The following is a 16377-nucleotide window of genomic DNA, read 5'->3' on the forward strand; positions in this document are numbered from 1 at the left end:
CTTTACTTCATAAAAAAGCCCCGCCTGAGAAATCAGGCGGGGCTTTTTTATGGTTGCTGCACTACTACTTCTGCGTTTTCTGCTCCTGGTCGATGTGCTTGGAAAGCTCGGCGCACAGCTCACGCATTTTGGTGGCCATTACGGTATCGTTGGTAGCCGTCAGGATGGTTTCGGCCATAGAGCCAATGGTATCCACAATGAAATACTTCATGGCATCAACGGGCATATCCTTGGTCCAGAGGTCGATTTTCATGGTGCCGTCCTGGTCCCGGTCCCAGATAGAAACGTTAATGGCTTTGGCAAAGTGAATATCAGGGCCGGCATCGGTGGCAGTCCAGCTGATGGCCTCGGGCACTTTCTGGTCGTCGAGGGCAATGCTGAAGCGGATTTCAGATTTTTTCATCGGAAGTAAGAGTGGAAAAAGAACGTCATGTCGAGCGTAGTCGAGTCATCTCGCGTGCTGATGTTGCAGTGCTAATCACTGTTTACCACACTAGCGAGATGTCTCGACTACGCTCGACATGACGTACCAAAAAATATAATTAAGTAGCCTCAACAGCTACTACACGTAGTTGTTCAGCATTACCGGCATCACCAGCATCAGAATGCTTTCGTTTTCGTCGGCAATGGTGGGCATGAGCAGGCCGGCACGGTTTGGCGTGCTCAGCTCCAGGGTAATTTCCTCGGAGTCGATATTCGAAAGCATTTCGATGAGGAACTTGGCGTTGAAGCCAATTTCCATGTCTTCGCCATCGTACTGGCAGGCCAGCTTTTCGTTGGCTTCGTTGCTGAAGTCGAGGTCTTCGGCCGAAATGGTGAGCTCCGAGCCCGCCAGACGCAGGCGCACCTGGTGAGTGGTTTTGTTGGAGTAGATGGCAATGCGCTTCACCGAGTTCAGCAGCGCGGCCCGGTCGATGATGAGCTTGTTGGGGTTGCTGACCGGAATAACGTTTTCGTAGTCGGGGTAGCGCTCATCAATCAGGCGGCACACGAGGCGCATCTGGTTGAAGGAGAAGAAAGCGTTGGAGTGGTTGAACTCCACGCGCACCGGCGTAGCCTCGGAGGGCAGTGCATTTTTGAGCAGGTTGAAGGCTTTGCGCGGAATGATGAGGTTAGCCGTTTGGCCGGCCCCCACATCCTGGCGGCGGTAGCGCAACAGGCGGTGGCCATCGGTAGCCACAAAAGTTACCTGATTATCAGCCAGCTGCACCAGAATGCCCGTCATGGCGGGGCGCAGCTCGTCGGTGCTTACCGCAAAGATGGTCTTGTTAATGGCGCGGGCCAACGACGACGACGGAATTTCGATGGGAGCCGAGCCTTTCACCACCGGCACACGGGGGAAATCGGTGGCGTTTTCGCCAGCCAGCTTGTAGCGGCCGTTGGCCGAGCTGATTTCGATGGTGTAGGTTTCCTCGTCCAGCGTGAAGGTAACGGGCTGGTCGGGCAGGTTTTTGAGGGTATCCAGCAGAATGCGGGCGGGGGCGGCAATGCGGCCGCTTTCGCGGGCTTCCACGGGCAGCTCGGTCATCATGCTGGTTTCCAGGTCGGAGGCCGTAATCGTCAGCTTGCCGTCCTCAATCTCAAAGAGAAAGTTCTCCAGAATGGGCACTACGGGGTTGTTCGTGACCACGCCATTGATGCTCTGCAGCTGCTTGAGCAAGGCGGAAGACGAGACGATAAACTTCATAAAGTGGCGGGTTGTCTGGCGTGTTTGGAAGAGGACAAAGATAGGAAACGACGGCGGCTTTTCCAGCCTGATTCAAAAGCCCCCGGCGGAATCAGTAATTAGCTTAGGGCCAGATTGAAAGGGGGTTATTACTTGAGGTTGTATAGGTAAAAAACTAATGTTTATTTGCACTTCCCCACCCGCCTAGCCTTGCCCACAGGCCTCGCCCTTACCACCGCCATGAATCATACCTTATACCATGTGGTGTACCAGAGTACCGCTACCAAGGAATTCACGGAGCCGGAGCTGCTTGCCTTGCTTACCAAATCCCGAGCCTGGAACACGGCCCATGAGCTAACGGGTGTATTGCTCTACAGCCAGGGCTACATTCTGCAGGTATTGGAAGGCAGTCAGCAGGAAGTTTATTCCATTTTTGAGAGAATTCAGAAGGATCATCGGCACCTGAATGTGGTGAAGCTGGCGGATGGCCCCTTGGCGAACCGTAGTTTTGCAGAGTGGTCAATGGGGTTTCTGGCCATTCAGCCCACCAACTACGAGCGGCTGGCCGGCTACTTTAACCCGCTGCAAACAAAACATCTGGCTACCATGCCGGAACAAGGCAAGGACTCGCTGCACGAGGTACTGACCACATTTGTGCGGAAGGAAATGCTGCGCCTGTGAGGTGAAGCGCCCTACCAGTTGGCCCGCCGCAGCTTTTCGGGCTGCAGCACCCGAATGCCTTTGCCATTCATCTCAATCAGCCCATCGTGCTTAAACTCACTCAGCGTCCGGATCAGCGACTCTGATGCAGTGCCCACCACGGCGGCCATATCGTCGCGGGAGAGCTGAATGGGGGTTTCCTGCTCGCTGCCCAACTGCTCGTGCATCTGCAGCAACGTATCGGCCACGCGGCGGCGGATGGAGTTGTAGGCCATGCCCAGCAGCTGCTGCTCCCGCTCGCTCACGCGGCCGGCCAGCAACCGGATGAAGTGCTTGCTCACCTCGGCATTGCGCAGCAGCAGTTGGGTGAAATCTTCTTTAGGGATATACACCAGCGCGGAGTCATCCACGGCCACGGCGGAGTCTGTGTGGCGGGTTTGCTCCAGCAGGGCCATGTACCCAAAAAAGTCGCCGGGGTTGTAGATGCCGGTTATCAGCTCCTTGCCGGCGGGCGTGGTCCGGATGGTTTTGATGCGGCCCGATTTTACGAAGTATAGGCGCGTAGGCTCGTCGCCTTCAGAATAAATATCCTGCTTTTTACGCACCTGGTACACTTTGCGGTCGGTGGTGAGGCTTTCCATGTTGCCTACGGTGCGGGCATCCTGCAGGAACTCGTGCAGGCCCTCCCCTTGCAGGTCGTAGTCGGGCTTGAGGTGCTGGAAGCGCTTCAGGCGGCTGGTAATAGCGCTCAGCAGCTCGGTATCGTCAAAGGGCTTGGTGAGGTAATCGTCGGCCCCCAGCTCCATGCCGCGGCGCATGTCGGTGCGCTCAGTTTTGGCCGTGAGGAAGATGAAGGGCACCCCTGAAAGCTGCGGGTTCTGGTTGAAAATCTGCAGCACCCCGTAGCCGTCCAGCACGGGCATCATAATATCACAAATCACCAAATCCGGGCGGGCAGCCAGGGCCTGCTCCACGCCTACCTTCCCGTTTTCGGCGGTAACTACAGTGTAGCCGGCCAGCTCCAGAATCTCGGCGGTGTTTTCCCGGATGAAGTCGTTATCCTCAATCAGCAGAATGGTGGTCATAGGGAATGGTGATAGTGACGGTGGTACCTTCCTGTAGCTGGCTTTCCAGGGAGATAGTCCCCCGCATCAGCTCCAGATATTTAGCAATAATATACAATCCCAGGCCCGTACCGGGAATATTGGTGACGTTGCGGGCCCGGAAAAACCGCTCAAACAGGTGCTCCTGATCATCCGCCGAAATGCCCACGCCCTGATCCTGCACCGAGAGGATCAACTGGCCCTGGCTACACTCGGCGCGCACCGTAACCACGGAGTTTTCGCCGGAATATTTAATAGCGTTGGACAGCAGGTTCACCAGAATCTTCCGCATCAGGGAAGGATCCAGCCAGACATGCTCCCGGCAGCTTACCTGCTTATCTATGGACTGGCCGGCTTTCAGCATGCCCTGCACATCGGTAACAGTATCGGCGAGCAGCACGGCCATATCCAGCCGGGCCGGGCGGGTTTCTATCTTGCCTTCCTCAATTTTGCCTACCGACAGGAACTCCTCCAGAATATCGTTCAGGTGGTTTACCGAGGACCGGATGCGCTGCAGATGCTTCAGGCGCTTATCCTGCTGGTCGCCGCCGGGGTACTTTTCAATGAGCGTGGCCGAGGTGAGTACGGCCGTGAGCGGCGTGCGGAACTCGTGCGAGGCCATGGACACAAAGCGCGACTTCAGCTCGCCCAGCTCCTGCTCGGCGGCCAGCGCAATGGTTAGCTCTTCGGAGCGCTGCTCCAGCTGTTCCAGGGTGTTGAGCAGGGCGTGGGTGCGGTCGGCTACTTTCTGCTCCAGCTCGGTATTGAGGCGTTCTACCCGCTGGCGCTCATTAATCAGGGCCTGCTCGGCGTTTTTCTTGAAGGTGATATCCAGAATGTAGGAAACCACATACAGGTCCTGCTCCTCATAAAAATAGCTCAGGCTCACTTCTACCGGAAACACGGAGCCGTCTTTGCGCTGGGCCTGCAGGTCGCCGCTGTGCTGGCCCATGGCCCGCACGGAGGGGTGGGCATTGAAGGACTCGCGCAGCTTCTGGTGCTGGCGGCCAATGGCGTTGGGCACCAGCACTTCTATCTTCTGGCCCACCAGCTCATTATCGGCGTAGCCAAACAGCTGTTGGGAGTGGCGGTTGGCGGATATAATGCTGCCCTGCCGGTCGCAGACGATGATACCGATTGTGGCGTTGGAAAATACCGCCTCAAAGCGCCGCTCACTGTGGGCCAGCTCTCGCTCGGCCTGGTGCAGGCGCTCTTGTTCGCTCAGGCGCACCAGAAAGCTGGAGCATCCTTCCACTTCAAAATGCGTGAGCTGCAACCTGCCCCAGAACACTTCACCGTTCTGCCGGCTTATATCTGCCTCTACCTCCGTACGTCCCCCCTGGCGTGCCTCTGAAAGCAGGGTTGCCCAATACTCGGGCGGCAGGGCTGGTAGCCGCGGAGCATAATCTATAGCCTCTAAAAAAGCAGCTTCTGAGGCGTAGCCCAACAAATGTGCTCCGGCAGGGTTTACGCGGGTAAAACGGGCGGTGGCATCATCATAGATACCAATGAACTCCTCCGCCTGATTAATCAGAATGTCATTCAGGGCGCTTTTGAAAGGATCGTTGGGCATGAATTAGCCAGGATACGGTGCAAAGGACGAATCGAAAAAGGGCGCTTCAGTCAAATTTCGTCAATAATCCAACGAATATGACAAATAGCGAGCGGCAAGCTGATAAATATCATGGTCATAGATACGCCAGACTGGCAATTTTACGCCAACAATTTTTCTTACCGCTCATGACTGTCTCCCAATCCCAATTGCTGCCTTCGTCGCCTGATGCGCCAGTTCTGCTGGTGCTGCTGCCGCCGGCCCTGAACAGCGAAGGCAAGCAAAAAGCGGCGAGTATCACTACTGCCCTTGATCTGCTGCAGGGCCGGCTCGGCTCGGCCATTCGGGTACTTAAAATTGACGGGGCCAGTCATCCGGCGGTGGTCAGCAGCTTCCATGCCTCGCAGCTTCCCTCCTTTGTGCTGGTGCGTCGCGGCATTGAGCTCTGGCGGCAGCAGGGCCTGCCGGAAGGCGACACTATTGTGCCGTTACTGCTGAGTAAGTTGGAGGGCTAAACTAATTCAGCCAGCATATTACCAAGGCAACATAACACTGAAGTTGTATAGGAAATCATATCATCCTTGTCAGAACGTCATGCTGAGCGCAGCCGAAGCATCTCTACCGCTTCGCATGGGTTTACCACACTAGCGAGATGCTTCGCTCCGCTCTGCATGACGTTCTGGAGACTTCCTGAACTGCTTCAGGATTTGAAAAATAATTTATACTAAAACGAGGCATACTTCCGCTTGCGCAGCCACGCCCGCACTACCCCAAACAAGGCTAACAACACCAGCGGCGCGCAGATATTCAGCAGCTGCCAAGTGCGCTTTTCCTCGTTTACTTTCACTTTATCCAGGGGGCGCAGGGTAATTTCTTTGCCGCGCACGGCTATCAGGCCGGTTTCATCCAAGAGGTAGTCGGTGGCGTTTTGCACCAGCTCACGGTTGGCGAATTCGGTGGTGGCCATTCGGTCGTAGCCCAGGCGCAGGGGGCGGCCGGTTTTAGTGTCCACATCATTGCGAACAAAGTCCCCATCCGATATCAGCAGAATCTTTCCGGGGCGGGCATTGGCAATTTGCGCGGGCTGAAACTCGCTGGTACCGGGCTTGGTACGATTGGCGAACAGGGAGCGGAACTGGCCTTCCAGCAGGTAGCCCACGGGCTTGGGGCCGCTGGTGTAGAGTTTGGGGTCGGGCGGCAGGCGGGCATCGTTCAGGTTTACGGGCACCGGCGCGGGCAGCACGCGGGTGTAGCGGGAGGTGAACATGAGCGGCGTTTTGCGGATGCCCACGGCCTTCACCGTATCAATAGTGCCCACAAACTTGAAGTACACCGCATCCAGGTTGCGGGTAATGGGGTGCGGACTGAAGGAGTTGACGATGGGGTAAAACTGCCACGGCATGGGCTCTACCTGCGGTTTATTGCCGGTAACGCCCGTTACCAAGGGGATAAGCCCGGAGTTGATATCCAGGATCAGGTCGCCGTTGAAGCGGGCGCCGTACTTGAAAAGCAGGTCCGTGAGGTTCAGCTCGATAGGGAATGAGAGCATGCCGCCGCGGTTGGCGCTGTCCAGGTTCACGCGCATCATATCCACGAAAAACATGGTCCGGCCGCCCTGGGTGATGTACTCATCCAGCTTAAACTTCTCAGCCTCGGTATAGGGGCGCTGGGGCTTGGCGATGATAACGGCGGCCAGCGGCTTGAGGCTGGGCACCTTGCTCAGGTCCACGCGGTACACGTTGTAGTCGCGCTGCAGGGAGCCAATCATATCGGCCATTTGCAGGTTATCCAGCTCGCCGTGGCCTTCTACTATACCAATTACTTTGCGGGTGCTGGGCTGCAGCCGCCGAATGGCGCTGGCCATTTCGTACTCTAAGCCCTCAATGCTTTGGTTGAGGCGCACATCGGGCGCGGCGGCTTGGTTGCCGCGCAGCAGCAGCACGTTCTGCTCTTTGCTGCCCACGGTAATGGTGGCCCAGGGGAAGATGATTTTCTCGACGCGCTTGCCGTTTTCATTGGCTCCCAGGTTAGTGGGGTTCAGCCCTTTCTGGATGAGGCGCTGGTATTCCTTGTTGCGGGCTTCCTCGGAAGAAGCGGCCGCAGGATCGACGAAAACATAGCGCAGCTTGGAGCCGGCGTGGATCTGCATTTCGTCCAGCGTTTCGCGGGTGGCCTGCTGCAGGCGGCGGAAGGCGGGCGGGAAGTCGCCGGCCAGGTACACCGTTACGGTCACGGGCTCGGGCATCTGCTCCAGCAGCTGCTTGGTGGCCGGGGCCATGCTGTAGCGCTTGTCCTCGGTTAAATCGAGGCGGAAGAAATACAGCTGGGCAATGAAATTGAGGACAAATAGGGCCAGCACAAACAGGCCGAACCGGAGCAGGTCCTGCTGTTTGCGGGATTTAACCGAGGCAACGGGCGCGGGCAGGGCGTTGGGAGTAGTTTCCATGCGTCAGAAAGTCCGGTTACCAGTTGCGGCTGCGCAGCACGAGGCGGGTAGAAACCAGCATCAGGGCCACGATGGAGAAGAAATAGAGCAGGTCGCGGGAGTCTACGAGGCCTTTGCTCATGTCGCGGTAGTGCGCGGCAATGCCGAACTGCCCGATGTAGTAGGCCAGTGACCCATCAAACAGGGAAGCCAGCGAATCAAACCCGGAATACACCAGAAAGCAGCCCACCACGGCCACCAGAAAGGCAATAATCTGGTCGCGGGTGAGGGCCGAAGCCAGCACGCCAATGGCCGCAAACACCGCCGCCAGCAGCGCCAGCCCGAGGAAAGAACCGGCAAACGCTGCCGAGTCAATATTACCAACGGGGTTGCCCAGCTGATACACGGAGAAGTAATACAGCAGCGTGGGCACCAGCGCCAGCAGCGCCAGCAGCAGGCAGGCCAGGTACTTCCCTCCTACCAGCTGCCCATCGGTGAGTGGGCGCGTGAGCAACAGCTCAATGGTGCCGGCTTTCTTCTCCTCCGCAAACGTGCGCATGGTAATAGCCGGAATCAGGAACAGAAAAATCCAGGGGGCCAGGTTGAAGAGCGTCTGCAGGTCGGCGAAGCCGTAGTCGAGCACGGAGCTGTCGGGAAATACCCACACGAACAGGCCGGTAGCCACCAGAAACACCCCAATGACCACATAGGCCACGGGCGAGTTGAGGAAGGCGTTAAATTCTTTGCGAAGGATGGCGAGCATTAAATCACTGATTTACGCTGATGTTAAACTGATTTCGCAGATGCGAGAAGGAGCATTATGTAAGAAATGTCATGTCGAGCGCAGTCGAGACATCTCGCTAGTGTGGTAAATAGTGATTAGCACCACAACGTCAGCACGCGAGATGTCTCGACTGCGCTCGACATGACGTTCTAATTATCACTTTGTCAGTTCGCCGAACACCTGCTCCAGGGACTGTTCTTCCTGGCGCAGGCCCAGCAGAATCCAGCCTTGCTGGGCGGCGAGGCGGGAAATGGCACCGCGCTGGTCGGTGGTGCCGGCGGTGCGGATGCGCCAGGTGTTGCCGGGGCCGGGCTCTACTGCTTTTACTTCCGGCAGACGGCGCAGCACTTCCGCGTCAATCGGGCCTTCAAACTCGGCGCGGATAATGGTTTCGCCCTGGGCCAAAGCACCCAGCTCCCGCACCGGCGAGTCGGCTACCAGTTGGCCGCGGCTGATGATGACTACCCGGTCGCAGAGGGCCTGTACCTCGGGTAGAATGTGGGTGCTGAAGATGACGGTTTTGTCCTGGCCCAGCTCGCGGATAAGCTGGCGGATTTCGCCAATCTGGTTGGGGTCGAGGCCGGTAGTGGGTTCATCCAAGATGAGTACCTGCGGATCGTGCACCAGGGCCTGCGCCAGACCCACGCGCTGGCGGTAGCCTTTGCTTAGGGCTCCAATCAGCTTGTTCTGCTCGCGGCCCAGCCCTACCCGGTCTACCATTAGCTGCACACGGCGCCGGCGCTCCTGCCCTTTCAGACCGTGCACCGAGCCGATAAAATCGAGGTACTCGTGCACGTACATATCCAGGTAGAGCGGGTTGTGCTCGGGCAGGTAGCCCACGCGGCGGCGCACTTCCAGCGGGTGCTCTACCACGTCGAAATCAGCCACGCGCACGGTGCCGCTGGTGGGCGGCAGGTAGCCGGTGGCAATTTTCATGGTGGTGCTTTTGCCGGCCCCGTTCGGCCCCAGAAAGCCCAGAATCTCGCCCTTGCCCACGCTAAACGAAATGTCGTTGACGGCGGCCTGGGTTCCGAAAAGCTTGGTCAGGTGTTGAACTTCTACCATAAGGGGTAGCGCGAAGCTCCAGCTTCGCGCATCGTTGCTGAGGTTGGCCGGCTCGGGTGCGAATCGGCCAACGATACGCGAAGCTGGAGCTTCGCGCTACGGCTATTTCTTGGGTTGTAACGGGCGCATTTCAATATCCACAATGTGGAAGTTGAAGGGCGTTTCAATGGCGTGCACAATGGTGGCGGCAATGTCCTCGGGCTGCATCATGGAGGCGTTGGCCTCGGTGCCGGGAATTTCATCGAAGAAATTAGTCTGCACTGAGCCCGGATACAGGCATGTTACCTTAATGCCATCATTCCGCACCTCCTTAAACAAGGACTGCGAGAAGCCCTTCACCGCGAATTTGGTGGCGCAGTAGCCGGCCATTTTCTCGATGCCCTGCTGACCGGCAATGGAAGATATATTGATGATGTGGCCCAGCTGCTGCTCGCGCATTTGCGGCAGCACGGCTTTGGTGCAGTAGAACATGCCGTGCACGTTTGTATCAAACATGAGGTGCCAGTCTTCCGAATCGAAGCCATCTACCGGGCCGGCTACGCCCAGGCCGGCGTTGTTTACCAGCACGTGTACTTCGTCGCCCAGCTTTTCGCGGGTGTCGGCGTAAGCTTTTATCACGGACGCTTCTTTGCGCACATCGCACTTAAAGAAGTGAAAACGCTCGTGGTTCAGGTGTTTGGGTGCCGTGCGGCCCCAGCCCGCCACAATGGCACCATGCGCCAGCAGGGCCTCGGCCGTAGCCAGACCAATTCCTTTGCTGACCCCCGTGAGAATAGCTACCTTGCCAATCAGGTCCATGGTGTAAAGATGTTTCGGGTTGCGTTTCGGCCGCAAGATAGAGCCTCTACGGCGCTTTTCAGTAGTTGGCTAACGCTGACCCTTGCCCTGGTGTTGCTGTCCGGCTGCAAGCCCGACCATGAGCTGGACTGCTTTAAAAGCACAGGTAAGGTAACCACCACCCGCCGGGAGCTGGCTCCCATCCACACGCTCACGGTTTTCGATAACGTGGATGTGACCTTGGTGCAGGATACAGCCACGTTTGCGGAAGTACGCACCGGCCAGAACCTGCAGGAAGACCTGGAGCTGACTGAGCAGGACGGCAGCCTCACCATTCGGAATACCAGCCGCTGCAACTGGGTGCGCCGCTATGATGTTCCGCGCGAGGTAACTGTGCATCTCCCCACCCTGCTCAACCTTTTCCAGAAAGGCCAGAACACGGTACGCACCCAGGGTACTTTTCACGCGGAAAAGTTTTTTTGCCACCTGGTAGGCGCCGGCGACTTCGATCTGCAGGTGGACAGCCGCTACCTCTGGCTGGATCTATATGAGCTGGGCGACATCCGCATTACCGGCCGCACCGATTCGCTGCACTTAACCCTGGGCGGGCTGGGCTCCGTATATGCCAAAGACCTGACCACGCGCTACAGCTTTGTAAAGATTAACCGCGCCACCGCCGGTGATGCGCATCTGCTGGTAACGGAGCAATTATTTGGCTACCACGCCGGCGCGGGCACTATCTTCTACTTTGGCACCCCCCGGAAGGTAGATATTTCAGTAACCGGCAAAGGAAAAGTAGTAAAAATGGAGTAGAGCCCGCGCCGGCTGTTTTAGCAGGGAAACTGTGCCACAACCACGGCCCGCTAGATATCCCCTAGCTGCGGACGAATCAGAATCTCTTCTACCACCGCGCGGGGTGACAGGGAGTAGGCGGCAAAAATAGCGTCGGCTACGTCCTCGGGGCACATAAACCGTTCGGGGGGCAGGTCGGTGCCTTCCCAGCTGTTGGTGAGCGTGGCGCCCGGCAGCACGGCCGTTACCCGGATGTTGTGCTCCCGCAGCTCGGCGCGCAGCACTTTCGTCATGCCATACAAGGCAAATTTGGCAATGCAATAAGAGCCGCCGTTGGTATAGGCCGTAATGCTGGCCGTGGAGCACATATTGAAGATATGGCCGCCGCGGCGCGCTATCATAGCCGGCAGCAGGCCCTGCGTTACATCGTAGGCGCTGTACAGGTTCACGTCAATCATGCGGCGCAGCTGGGAGCCATCGGTGGGCTCGTCCTGCAGGCGGCCGGGCTCAAAGCCACCGGTGTTGTTCACCAGCACTTCCACCTCCCCTTCCAGGCTGCGCACAAAATCAATAAAGCGGGCGGTGTCGCGGGGGCGGCTCAAATCGGCGGCCAGCGTGTACACGCTCACATCCGGATACTTCTGGGCCATAGTATCACTGAGTACCAGCAGATCGGCCGCCGAGCGGGCACAGGTTACTACGGTATGGCCCGCCTGCGCAAAGCGTTCCACTACGGCACGGCCAATTCCTTTGGTGCCACCCGTGACTACGATTAATTTTTGCATTCCTTTACTAGTTGAATCGGTTTTACGTAAGGGGAGCCAACCGCTACGGGCAACTCCCCTGCTGCCGCCAGCTTCGCGCAAGTTTCCGCTTTTCTGCTATAGTTTCACATTGTATGGTCAAAACCTTCGGCTCCTTTATTCTCTTCATGCAAAGTATGCTTACCCGCAAAGAGCGGGTAAAAGTGCTTTGGGCCCGTACGCTGGATGAGGCCATTCTGATTGGGGTTGACTCCATCTTCATTGTAGCCATTGTTTCGGCCTTTATTGGGGCCGTAACCTGCGTGCAGATTGCTTATAACCTCACCAACCCGCTTATTCCTAAATCCACCATCGGGTTTATGGTGCGCGAAATGACCATTCTGGAGCTGGCCCCCACCATTACCAGCATTGTGCTGGCGGGCAAGGTAGGTTCCAGCATTGCGGGCGGTTTGGGAACCATGCGCATCACCGAACAGGTTGATGCATTGGAAGTAATGGGCATCAACTCTGCTTCCTATCTGGTTTTGCCGAAGGTAGTAGCCGCTATTCTGATGTTTCCGCTGCTGGTGATTATGGCCATGGGGCTTTCCATCTTTGGTGGCTATCTGGCCGGCACGCTGTCGGGTGCTATGTCGGCGCAGGAATATATTGGTGGTATTCGCACTGACTTTATTCCTTACAACATCACCTTCGCGCTGATTAAGTCGGTGGTTTTTGCCTTTCTGGTTTCCGCCATTTCTGCTTATAAAGGCTACTACACCAAGGGCGGTGCCCTGGAAGTAGGTGCCGCCAGCACTGGGGCTGTAACCAACTCCATTATTGCCATTCTGATTGCCGACTACGTATTGGCCGCCTTGCTTTTATAAGTGGATGGCCGGTATTGGTTTAGGTTAGAAGCCTGCTGATATCTGACAACCACAAGCCGCTCATAGCCCACCGTTCACTGCTACCTCTCTCATGATTGAAGTTCATAACGTCCAGAAATCCTTCAATGGCAACCAAGTGTTGAAGGGAATTACCTGCACGTTCGAAACGGGCAAATGCAACCTGGTGCTGGGTGGTTCCGGCACCGGCAAAAGCGTACTGCTGCAATGCATTGTAGGGCTTATGCAGCCCGACATTGGCAGCATCACCTTCGATGGCACCATCTTCACCAACAACAAGGTGCAGATCCGGCAGGAAATCCGCCGCAAGATTGGCATGCTGTTCCAGGGCGGTGCCCTCTTCGACTCCATGACGGTGTATGAAAACACGGAGTTTCCGCTGAAGATGCTCACCCCGGAAATGTCTAAAGAAGAGCGCCGGGACCGGGTGGAGTTTTGCCTGAAGCGCGTGGGCCTGGAAAACGCCGGCAACAAAATGCCCTCTGAAATTTCCGGCGGCATGAAAAAGCGCGTGGGCATTGCCCGCGCCATTGCCCCCAACTGCACCTACCTGTTCTGCGACGAGCCTAACTCCGGCCTCGACCCCGCTACCAGCATTAAGATTGACGAGCTGATTCATGAAATCACCCACGAGTATAAAATCACCACCGTCGTCATCACCCACGACATGAACTCCGTGGTGGAAATTGGCGACCATATCATCTTCCTGCACAAAGGCTTAAAGCTCTGGGACGGCAACAAGGACGAAATCCTGAATGCCCAGGTACCGGAGCTCCGCGAATTCATTTTCAGTAGCAGCCTGGTGCGTGCCGCCAAGAAAGTAGAAGAAACCAGCGACGGTGGTATGGAGGCTCTGGCCAACGAACCCCTTTCGGAAGTATAGCTTAGCTAAATAGGCCGGTTTTCAGCCTGCTTCATCCAGATAAAAAGCCCTTGACACACCAGCTGGCGTCAGGGGCTTTTTTTTTGCGGCTACTTTATACGAACAGTTACTCTTTAGTCCCCATGGCTGATGCCTGTGACAACGCTGTCAGGGCCAATGGTGAGGCAGATATCATCCGAAGCGAAAGGGTGAGTCCGGTAGGTATAACAGGTATGTATTGAATCAATGCAAGAGCCTTTCTCTTCTGCGGTGCCCATAATAGCCAAGGCTTGTTTTTGCGGCATGCCCAGCTTTATCCGGTATGAATTCCGTTCATTACGCCAACCAATCCAGGCCGGAGGCCCCCACGCAGACCAGACAAACAGGAGCAGCACCGTTCATACACATACCCCAATAAACAAAAGAAAAACACGCATATTCTACTTTCTGAAAGACTTAGTCCAGTGGCATAATGGACACTTTACTTGCCTTTTCCTAATCGATTTAATGGATTACCCATTAAAGATTCAGTGGCAGGCCCTGGTAAAAATCTACTAGTCTGGTGCGCAAAATCAACTCGTACTTTGCTTTAAATAAGTCTGTTTGGGCATTCAAAAAAACCACTTTCGTTTGATTCAGCTCAAAAACGGAAATGGTGCCGTATTCATACTTTAAATTATCGGCCTCGTAACTTTTACGGGCAAACTCCTCTGCTTTGCGGGCCGCCTTCCAGCTTTGGCGAGCCGCCTCTGCATCGGCAATGGCTTGTTGTACCACTTTAGTTAACCGGTTGCGCTCTATATCGGTATCCAATAAACCCTGTTGATAACGCAGTCGGCTTTCCCGGATCAGCATATTATTTCGAAAGCTGTTGAACAGCGGGAGCGATAAGGACAGCCCCATTTCAAACTTCATGTTGTTGTTTAGCTGACTCCGGAAATCGTAGCCGTCGCCGGTATTGCTATACTCCGAGTCCAGGTTGCCAGCTAACTGCAGGGTGGGAAATTTACTTGAGCGGGCCATCCCTATCTGATGGTAAAGCCGGGCCGCATTATGTCGTTTAGAGGCTAGCGCGGGTTGTGCTTCAATGGCCTGTTCCACCTGCTGCGCAGCAGGACGATGGAAATCTATATCCGATAAATCGGTATCCGATAATGAGCTGATCATGATATTATCGGAGGGTTTGGCATTAATAAGCTGCCATAGGTCCAGGTAAGCCAGTGTCAGCTCATTTTTACTGTTAACCAGCTCTAACTGCTCCGAAGCCTGCTGCGACAACAGCTTAAACAACGCACTGGCCGGCACTCGGCCGGCATTCAGCTTTAGCTTCGTCAGCGCCACCAGCCGCGTGCTTGCTTCTACTTGCTGCTCCCGGCTTTGGATCAGCTCCATGAGGTAGTTGATGCGAATATAGACCAGCGCTACATCCACCATAATGTCATTTTTTATGGCCTGTACCTGGTAGGTATTCTGCGCAACTTCCTGCTTGGCTGCTTTGATAGCATGCGCGGTTTTGAACCCTTCAAATAGATAAACAGAGGAATTTACCGTGCCATTATGATATCTGAATTGCTCATTAATGTACTCATTGGTGAGCGGATCAATACTGCGCCCCACCACCTTGTTGCTATTTAAGGAGGCATTGAGAACCGGCAGCAGCTCCGCTTTTTGACGCTTGAGCTGCACCCCGGCAACTTCCATATCAAGCTGCGCCCTTTTGAGCTGCAGGTTCTGTTGAAAGGCCCGGTCTATACATTCCGCATACGAAAGCCGATCCTGCCCTCTCCCGGGGCAGGCAATAGCCAGGAGCAGCACCAGCAAGGCTAAATGAGAGGCATAATCAGGCTTCATTGTAAGTATCGATTTTATCAAATAGCTTTTTAACCGTGTACCGAAACAGCGTGTACTTACTGGTAATGATTTCCCCTTTCAGCTTATAGCCCGCTTTCAAAGGGAAGCGAGGTTTGCCGGTGATTTGAACAATGGTGAAAAACTGGTCATTTACATTGGCCGAGGAAATGAAAGCCACCCGCCCGTGAACGGCGCCGTATTGATAGTGGTAATAGGCATTGATCTTAAGATTAACGGGTTGGCCCAGACGCACGTAGGCCAGCTCCCGCTCGGGTAATATCACTTTGGCGTAGAACTGCTCCTGATTAGGCGCAATAACTGCCAGCGGCTGATTCCGATCCAACAGCTCCGTTTTTTGCTGGCTGTTGTAGAGGTTAATAATGTGGCCGGCTACGGGCGCCCGCACAATGAGCTGGTTGGCAGCATCGCCTAAAACCACGGCCGAGTTACGCATGCCGGCCAGCTGAGAGCGAAGATCCAGCAGCTCCCGCTGCTTACTTTGCTCGTCCTGATGCAGCGAGTTAAGATCTATTTCAAGGCTGGTAAGCTGCTGCTGAAAGTTGTGCTGCAGCGTTGTCTGATATGCCTGTTTCTCCACATAGGCGGCCTTGCTGTCAGCAGCCTCCTTCCGTTTGATAAGGCTCCGGCTTTTCGATTCTACCGCATCCAGGCGGGAAAGCGCCTGGCGTTTGTAGAGAATAGAATCAGTCCGGTATTGGTCGCGGCTAATGGCGCTTTGCTGTTCGGCAAAGCGCCGGGCCGCCGCCAGGGCGCGCAGCTCGCGTTTGTTTTGTTCGCAGTCGGAGGCATATATCTGTTTGAGTAAGGTGCGCTGCCGCTCAATAGCCGCGCGCCGCTCCCGGGTATAGGCCAGCATGCGCTCCGCTACCGCAAGCTTTTTAGCGGTCAGACCAACCTCCTGCTGGGTAGTGGCATAGTCGTATTCCACCCGTTTGTTTTCCAGAATGAACAGGGTATCCCCCTTCTGCACGTTGTCGCCTTCACGCGCAAACACCTTCAGCACCCGCACATCAATGGGCGTCCGAATGACGGATTGCGGGTTACGGGAGTAAATGGCGCCCTCCTTAAAATCAATGGTTTCGTTGATTTTAAGAAAGCATAACAGCCCCACGCCCAGGACCAGAAAGCCAACCAACAGGCCGCAAAACATTTGAATCAGCCTGATAGCCAT

16 protein-coding genes are annotated in these 16377 nt (G+C 55.7%); 5 read left to right on the forward strand and 11 right to left on the reverse strand.

What is annotated here, in order from left to right; genetic code table 11:
- Positions 1-64: 64 nt before the first annotated feature.
- Together gldC and dnaN are read right to left on the reverse strand one after the other, a co-directional pair.
- The gene (gene gldC / locus AM218_RS07965; protein ID WP_054413366.1) at positions 65-403 is read right to left on the reverse strand and encodes a gliding motility protein GldC; all 339 of its coding nucleotides are present in this window, start codon (positions 401-403) and stop codon (positions 65-67) included.
- 159 nt (positions 404-562) lie between these two features.
- Entirely contained in the window at positions 563-1687 is a 1125-nt protein-coding gene (gene dnaN, locus AM218_RS07970; RefSeq protein WP_054413367.1) for a DNA polymerase III subunit beta, read from the reverse strand.
- Between the two features lie 219 nt (positions 1688-1906).
- Here dnaN and AM218_RS07975 point away from each other — a divergent pair, with 219 nt between their 5' ends.
- On the forward strand, positions 1907-2347 hold the full coding sequence (locus AM218_RS07975; RefSeq protein ID WP_071843879.1) for a BLUF domain-containing protein: 441 nt from the start codon (positions 1907-1909) through the stop codon (positions 2345-2347).
- 11 nt (positions 2348-2358) lie between these two features.
- Here the strand turns inward: AM218_RS07975 and AM218_RS07980 are convergent, their stop codons facing one another.
- Positions 2359-3411 carry a response regulator gene (locus tag AM218_RS07980; protein WP_054413369.1) on the reverse strand — a complete coding sequence of 351 codons (1053 nt, stop codon included), beginning with the start codon at positions 3409-3411 and terminating at the stop codon, positions 2359-2361.
- Complete coding sequence (locus tag AM218_RS07985) at positions 3389-5002, reverse strand: sensor histidine kinase (RefSeq protein WP_054413370.1); 1614 nt, start codon at positions 5000-5002, stop codon at positions 3389-3391. The genes AM218_RS07980 and AM218_RS07985 overlap by 23 nt, the downstream gene beginning before the upstream one ends.
- 167 nt (positions 5003-5169) lie before the next feature.
- Here AM218_RS07985 and AM218_RS07990 point away from each other — a divergent pair, with 167 nt between their 5' ends.
- Positions 5170-5496, forward strand: coding sequence for a thioredoxin domain-containing protein (locus AM218_RS07990; RefSeq protein ID WP_071843729.1), 327 nt, complete (start codon positions 5170-5172; stop codon positions 5494-5496).
- 209 nt (positions 5497-5705) lie between these two features.
- On the opposite strand, the gene gldG is transcribed toward AM218_RS07990, so the two are convergent.
- From gldG to AM218_RS08010, 4 genes are all read right to left on the reverse strand, one after another.
- On the reverse strand, positions 5706-7427 hold the full coding sequence (gene gldG, locus AM218_RS07995) for a gliding motility-associated ABC transporter substrate-binding protein GldG (protein ID WP_054413372.1): 1722 nt from the start codon (positions 7425-7427) through the stop codon (positions 5706-5708).
- 16 nt (positions 7428-7443) lie between these two features.
- The gene (gldF, locus tag AM218_RS08000) at positions 7444-8169 is read right to left on the reverse strand and encodes a gliding motility-associated ABC transporter permease subunit GldF (RefSeq protein WP_054413373.1); all 726 of its coding nucleotides are present in this window, start codon (positions 8167-8169) and stop codon (positions 7444-7446) included.
- Between the two features lie 177 nt (positions 8170-8346).
- Positions 8347-9255 carry a gliding motility-associated ABC transporter ATP-binding subunit GldA gene (gene gldA / locus AM218_RS08005; protein WP_054413374.1) on the reverse strand — a complete coding sequence of 303 codons (909 nt, stop codon included), beginning with the start codon at positions 9253-9255 and terminating at the stop codon, positions 8347-8349.
- Between the two features lie 102 nt (positions 9256-9357).
- Positions 9358-10053, reverse strand: a complete 696-nt coding sequence (locus AM218_RS08010) for an SDR family oxidoreductase (protein WP_054413375.1) — start codon at positions 10051-10053, stop codon at positions 9358-9360.
- 90 nt (positions 10054-10143) lie between these two features.
- Here AM218_RS08010 and AM218_RS08015 point away from each other — a divergent pair, with 90 nt between their 5' ends.
- A complete protein-coding gene (locus tag AM218_RS08015) occupies positions 10144-10845 on the forward strand; it encodes a GIN domain-containing protein (protein WP_197274038.1) in 702 nt (233 codons plus the stop codon).
- Between the two features lie 50 nt (positions 10846-10895).
- Here the strand turns inward: AM218_RS08015 and AM218_RS08020 are convergent, their stop codons facing one another.
- Positions 10896-11609 (reverse strand): SDR family oxidoreductase, encoded by a 714-nt coding sequence (locus AM218_RS08020; RefSeq protein ID WP_054413377.1) that lies wholly within the window; start codon positions 11607-11609, stop codon positions 10896-10898.
- Between the two features lie 113 nt (positions 11610-11722).
- On the opposite strand from AM218_RS08020, the gene AM218_RS08025 reads away from it, so the two are divergent.
- Both AM218_RS08025 and AM218_RS08030 read left to right on the forward strand, forming a co-directional pair.
- Positions 11723-12454, forward strand: a complete 732-nt coding sequence (locus AM218_RS08025; RefSeq protein WP_054413378.1) for an MlaE family ABC transporter permease — start codon at positions 11723-11725, stop codon at positions 12452-12454.
- 91 nt (positions 12455-12545) lie between these two features.
- The gene (locus AM218_RS08030) at positions 12546-13355 is read left to right on the forward strand and encodes an ABC transporter ATP-binding protein (protein WP_054413379.1); all 810 of its coding nucleotides are present in this window, start codon (positions 12546-12548) and stop codon (positions 13353-13355) included.
- 498 nt (positions 13356-13853) lie between these two features.
- On the opposite strand, the gene AM218_RS08035 is transcribed toward AM218_RS08030, so the two are convergent.
- A complete protein-coding gene (locus AM218_RS08035; protein ID WP_054413380.1) occupies positions 13854-15185 on the reverse strand; it encodes a TolC family protein in 1332 nt (443 codons plus the stop codon).
- A complete protein-coding gene (locus AM218_RS08040) occupies positions 15175-16377 on the reverse strand; it encodes an HlyD family secretion protein (RefSeq protein ID WP_054413381.1) in 1203 nt (400 codons plus the stop codon). The genes AM218_RS08035 and AM218_RS08040 overlap by 11 nt, the downstream gene beginning before the upstream one ends.

It is taken from the genome of Hymenobacter sp. DG25A (assembly GCF_001280305.1).
Taxonomy (GTDB): domain Bacteria; phylum Bacteroidota; class Bacteroidia; order Cytophagales; family Hymenobacteraceae; genus Hymenobacter.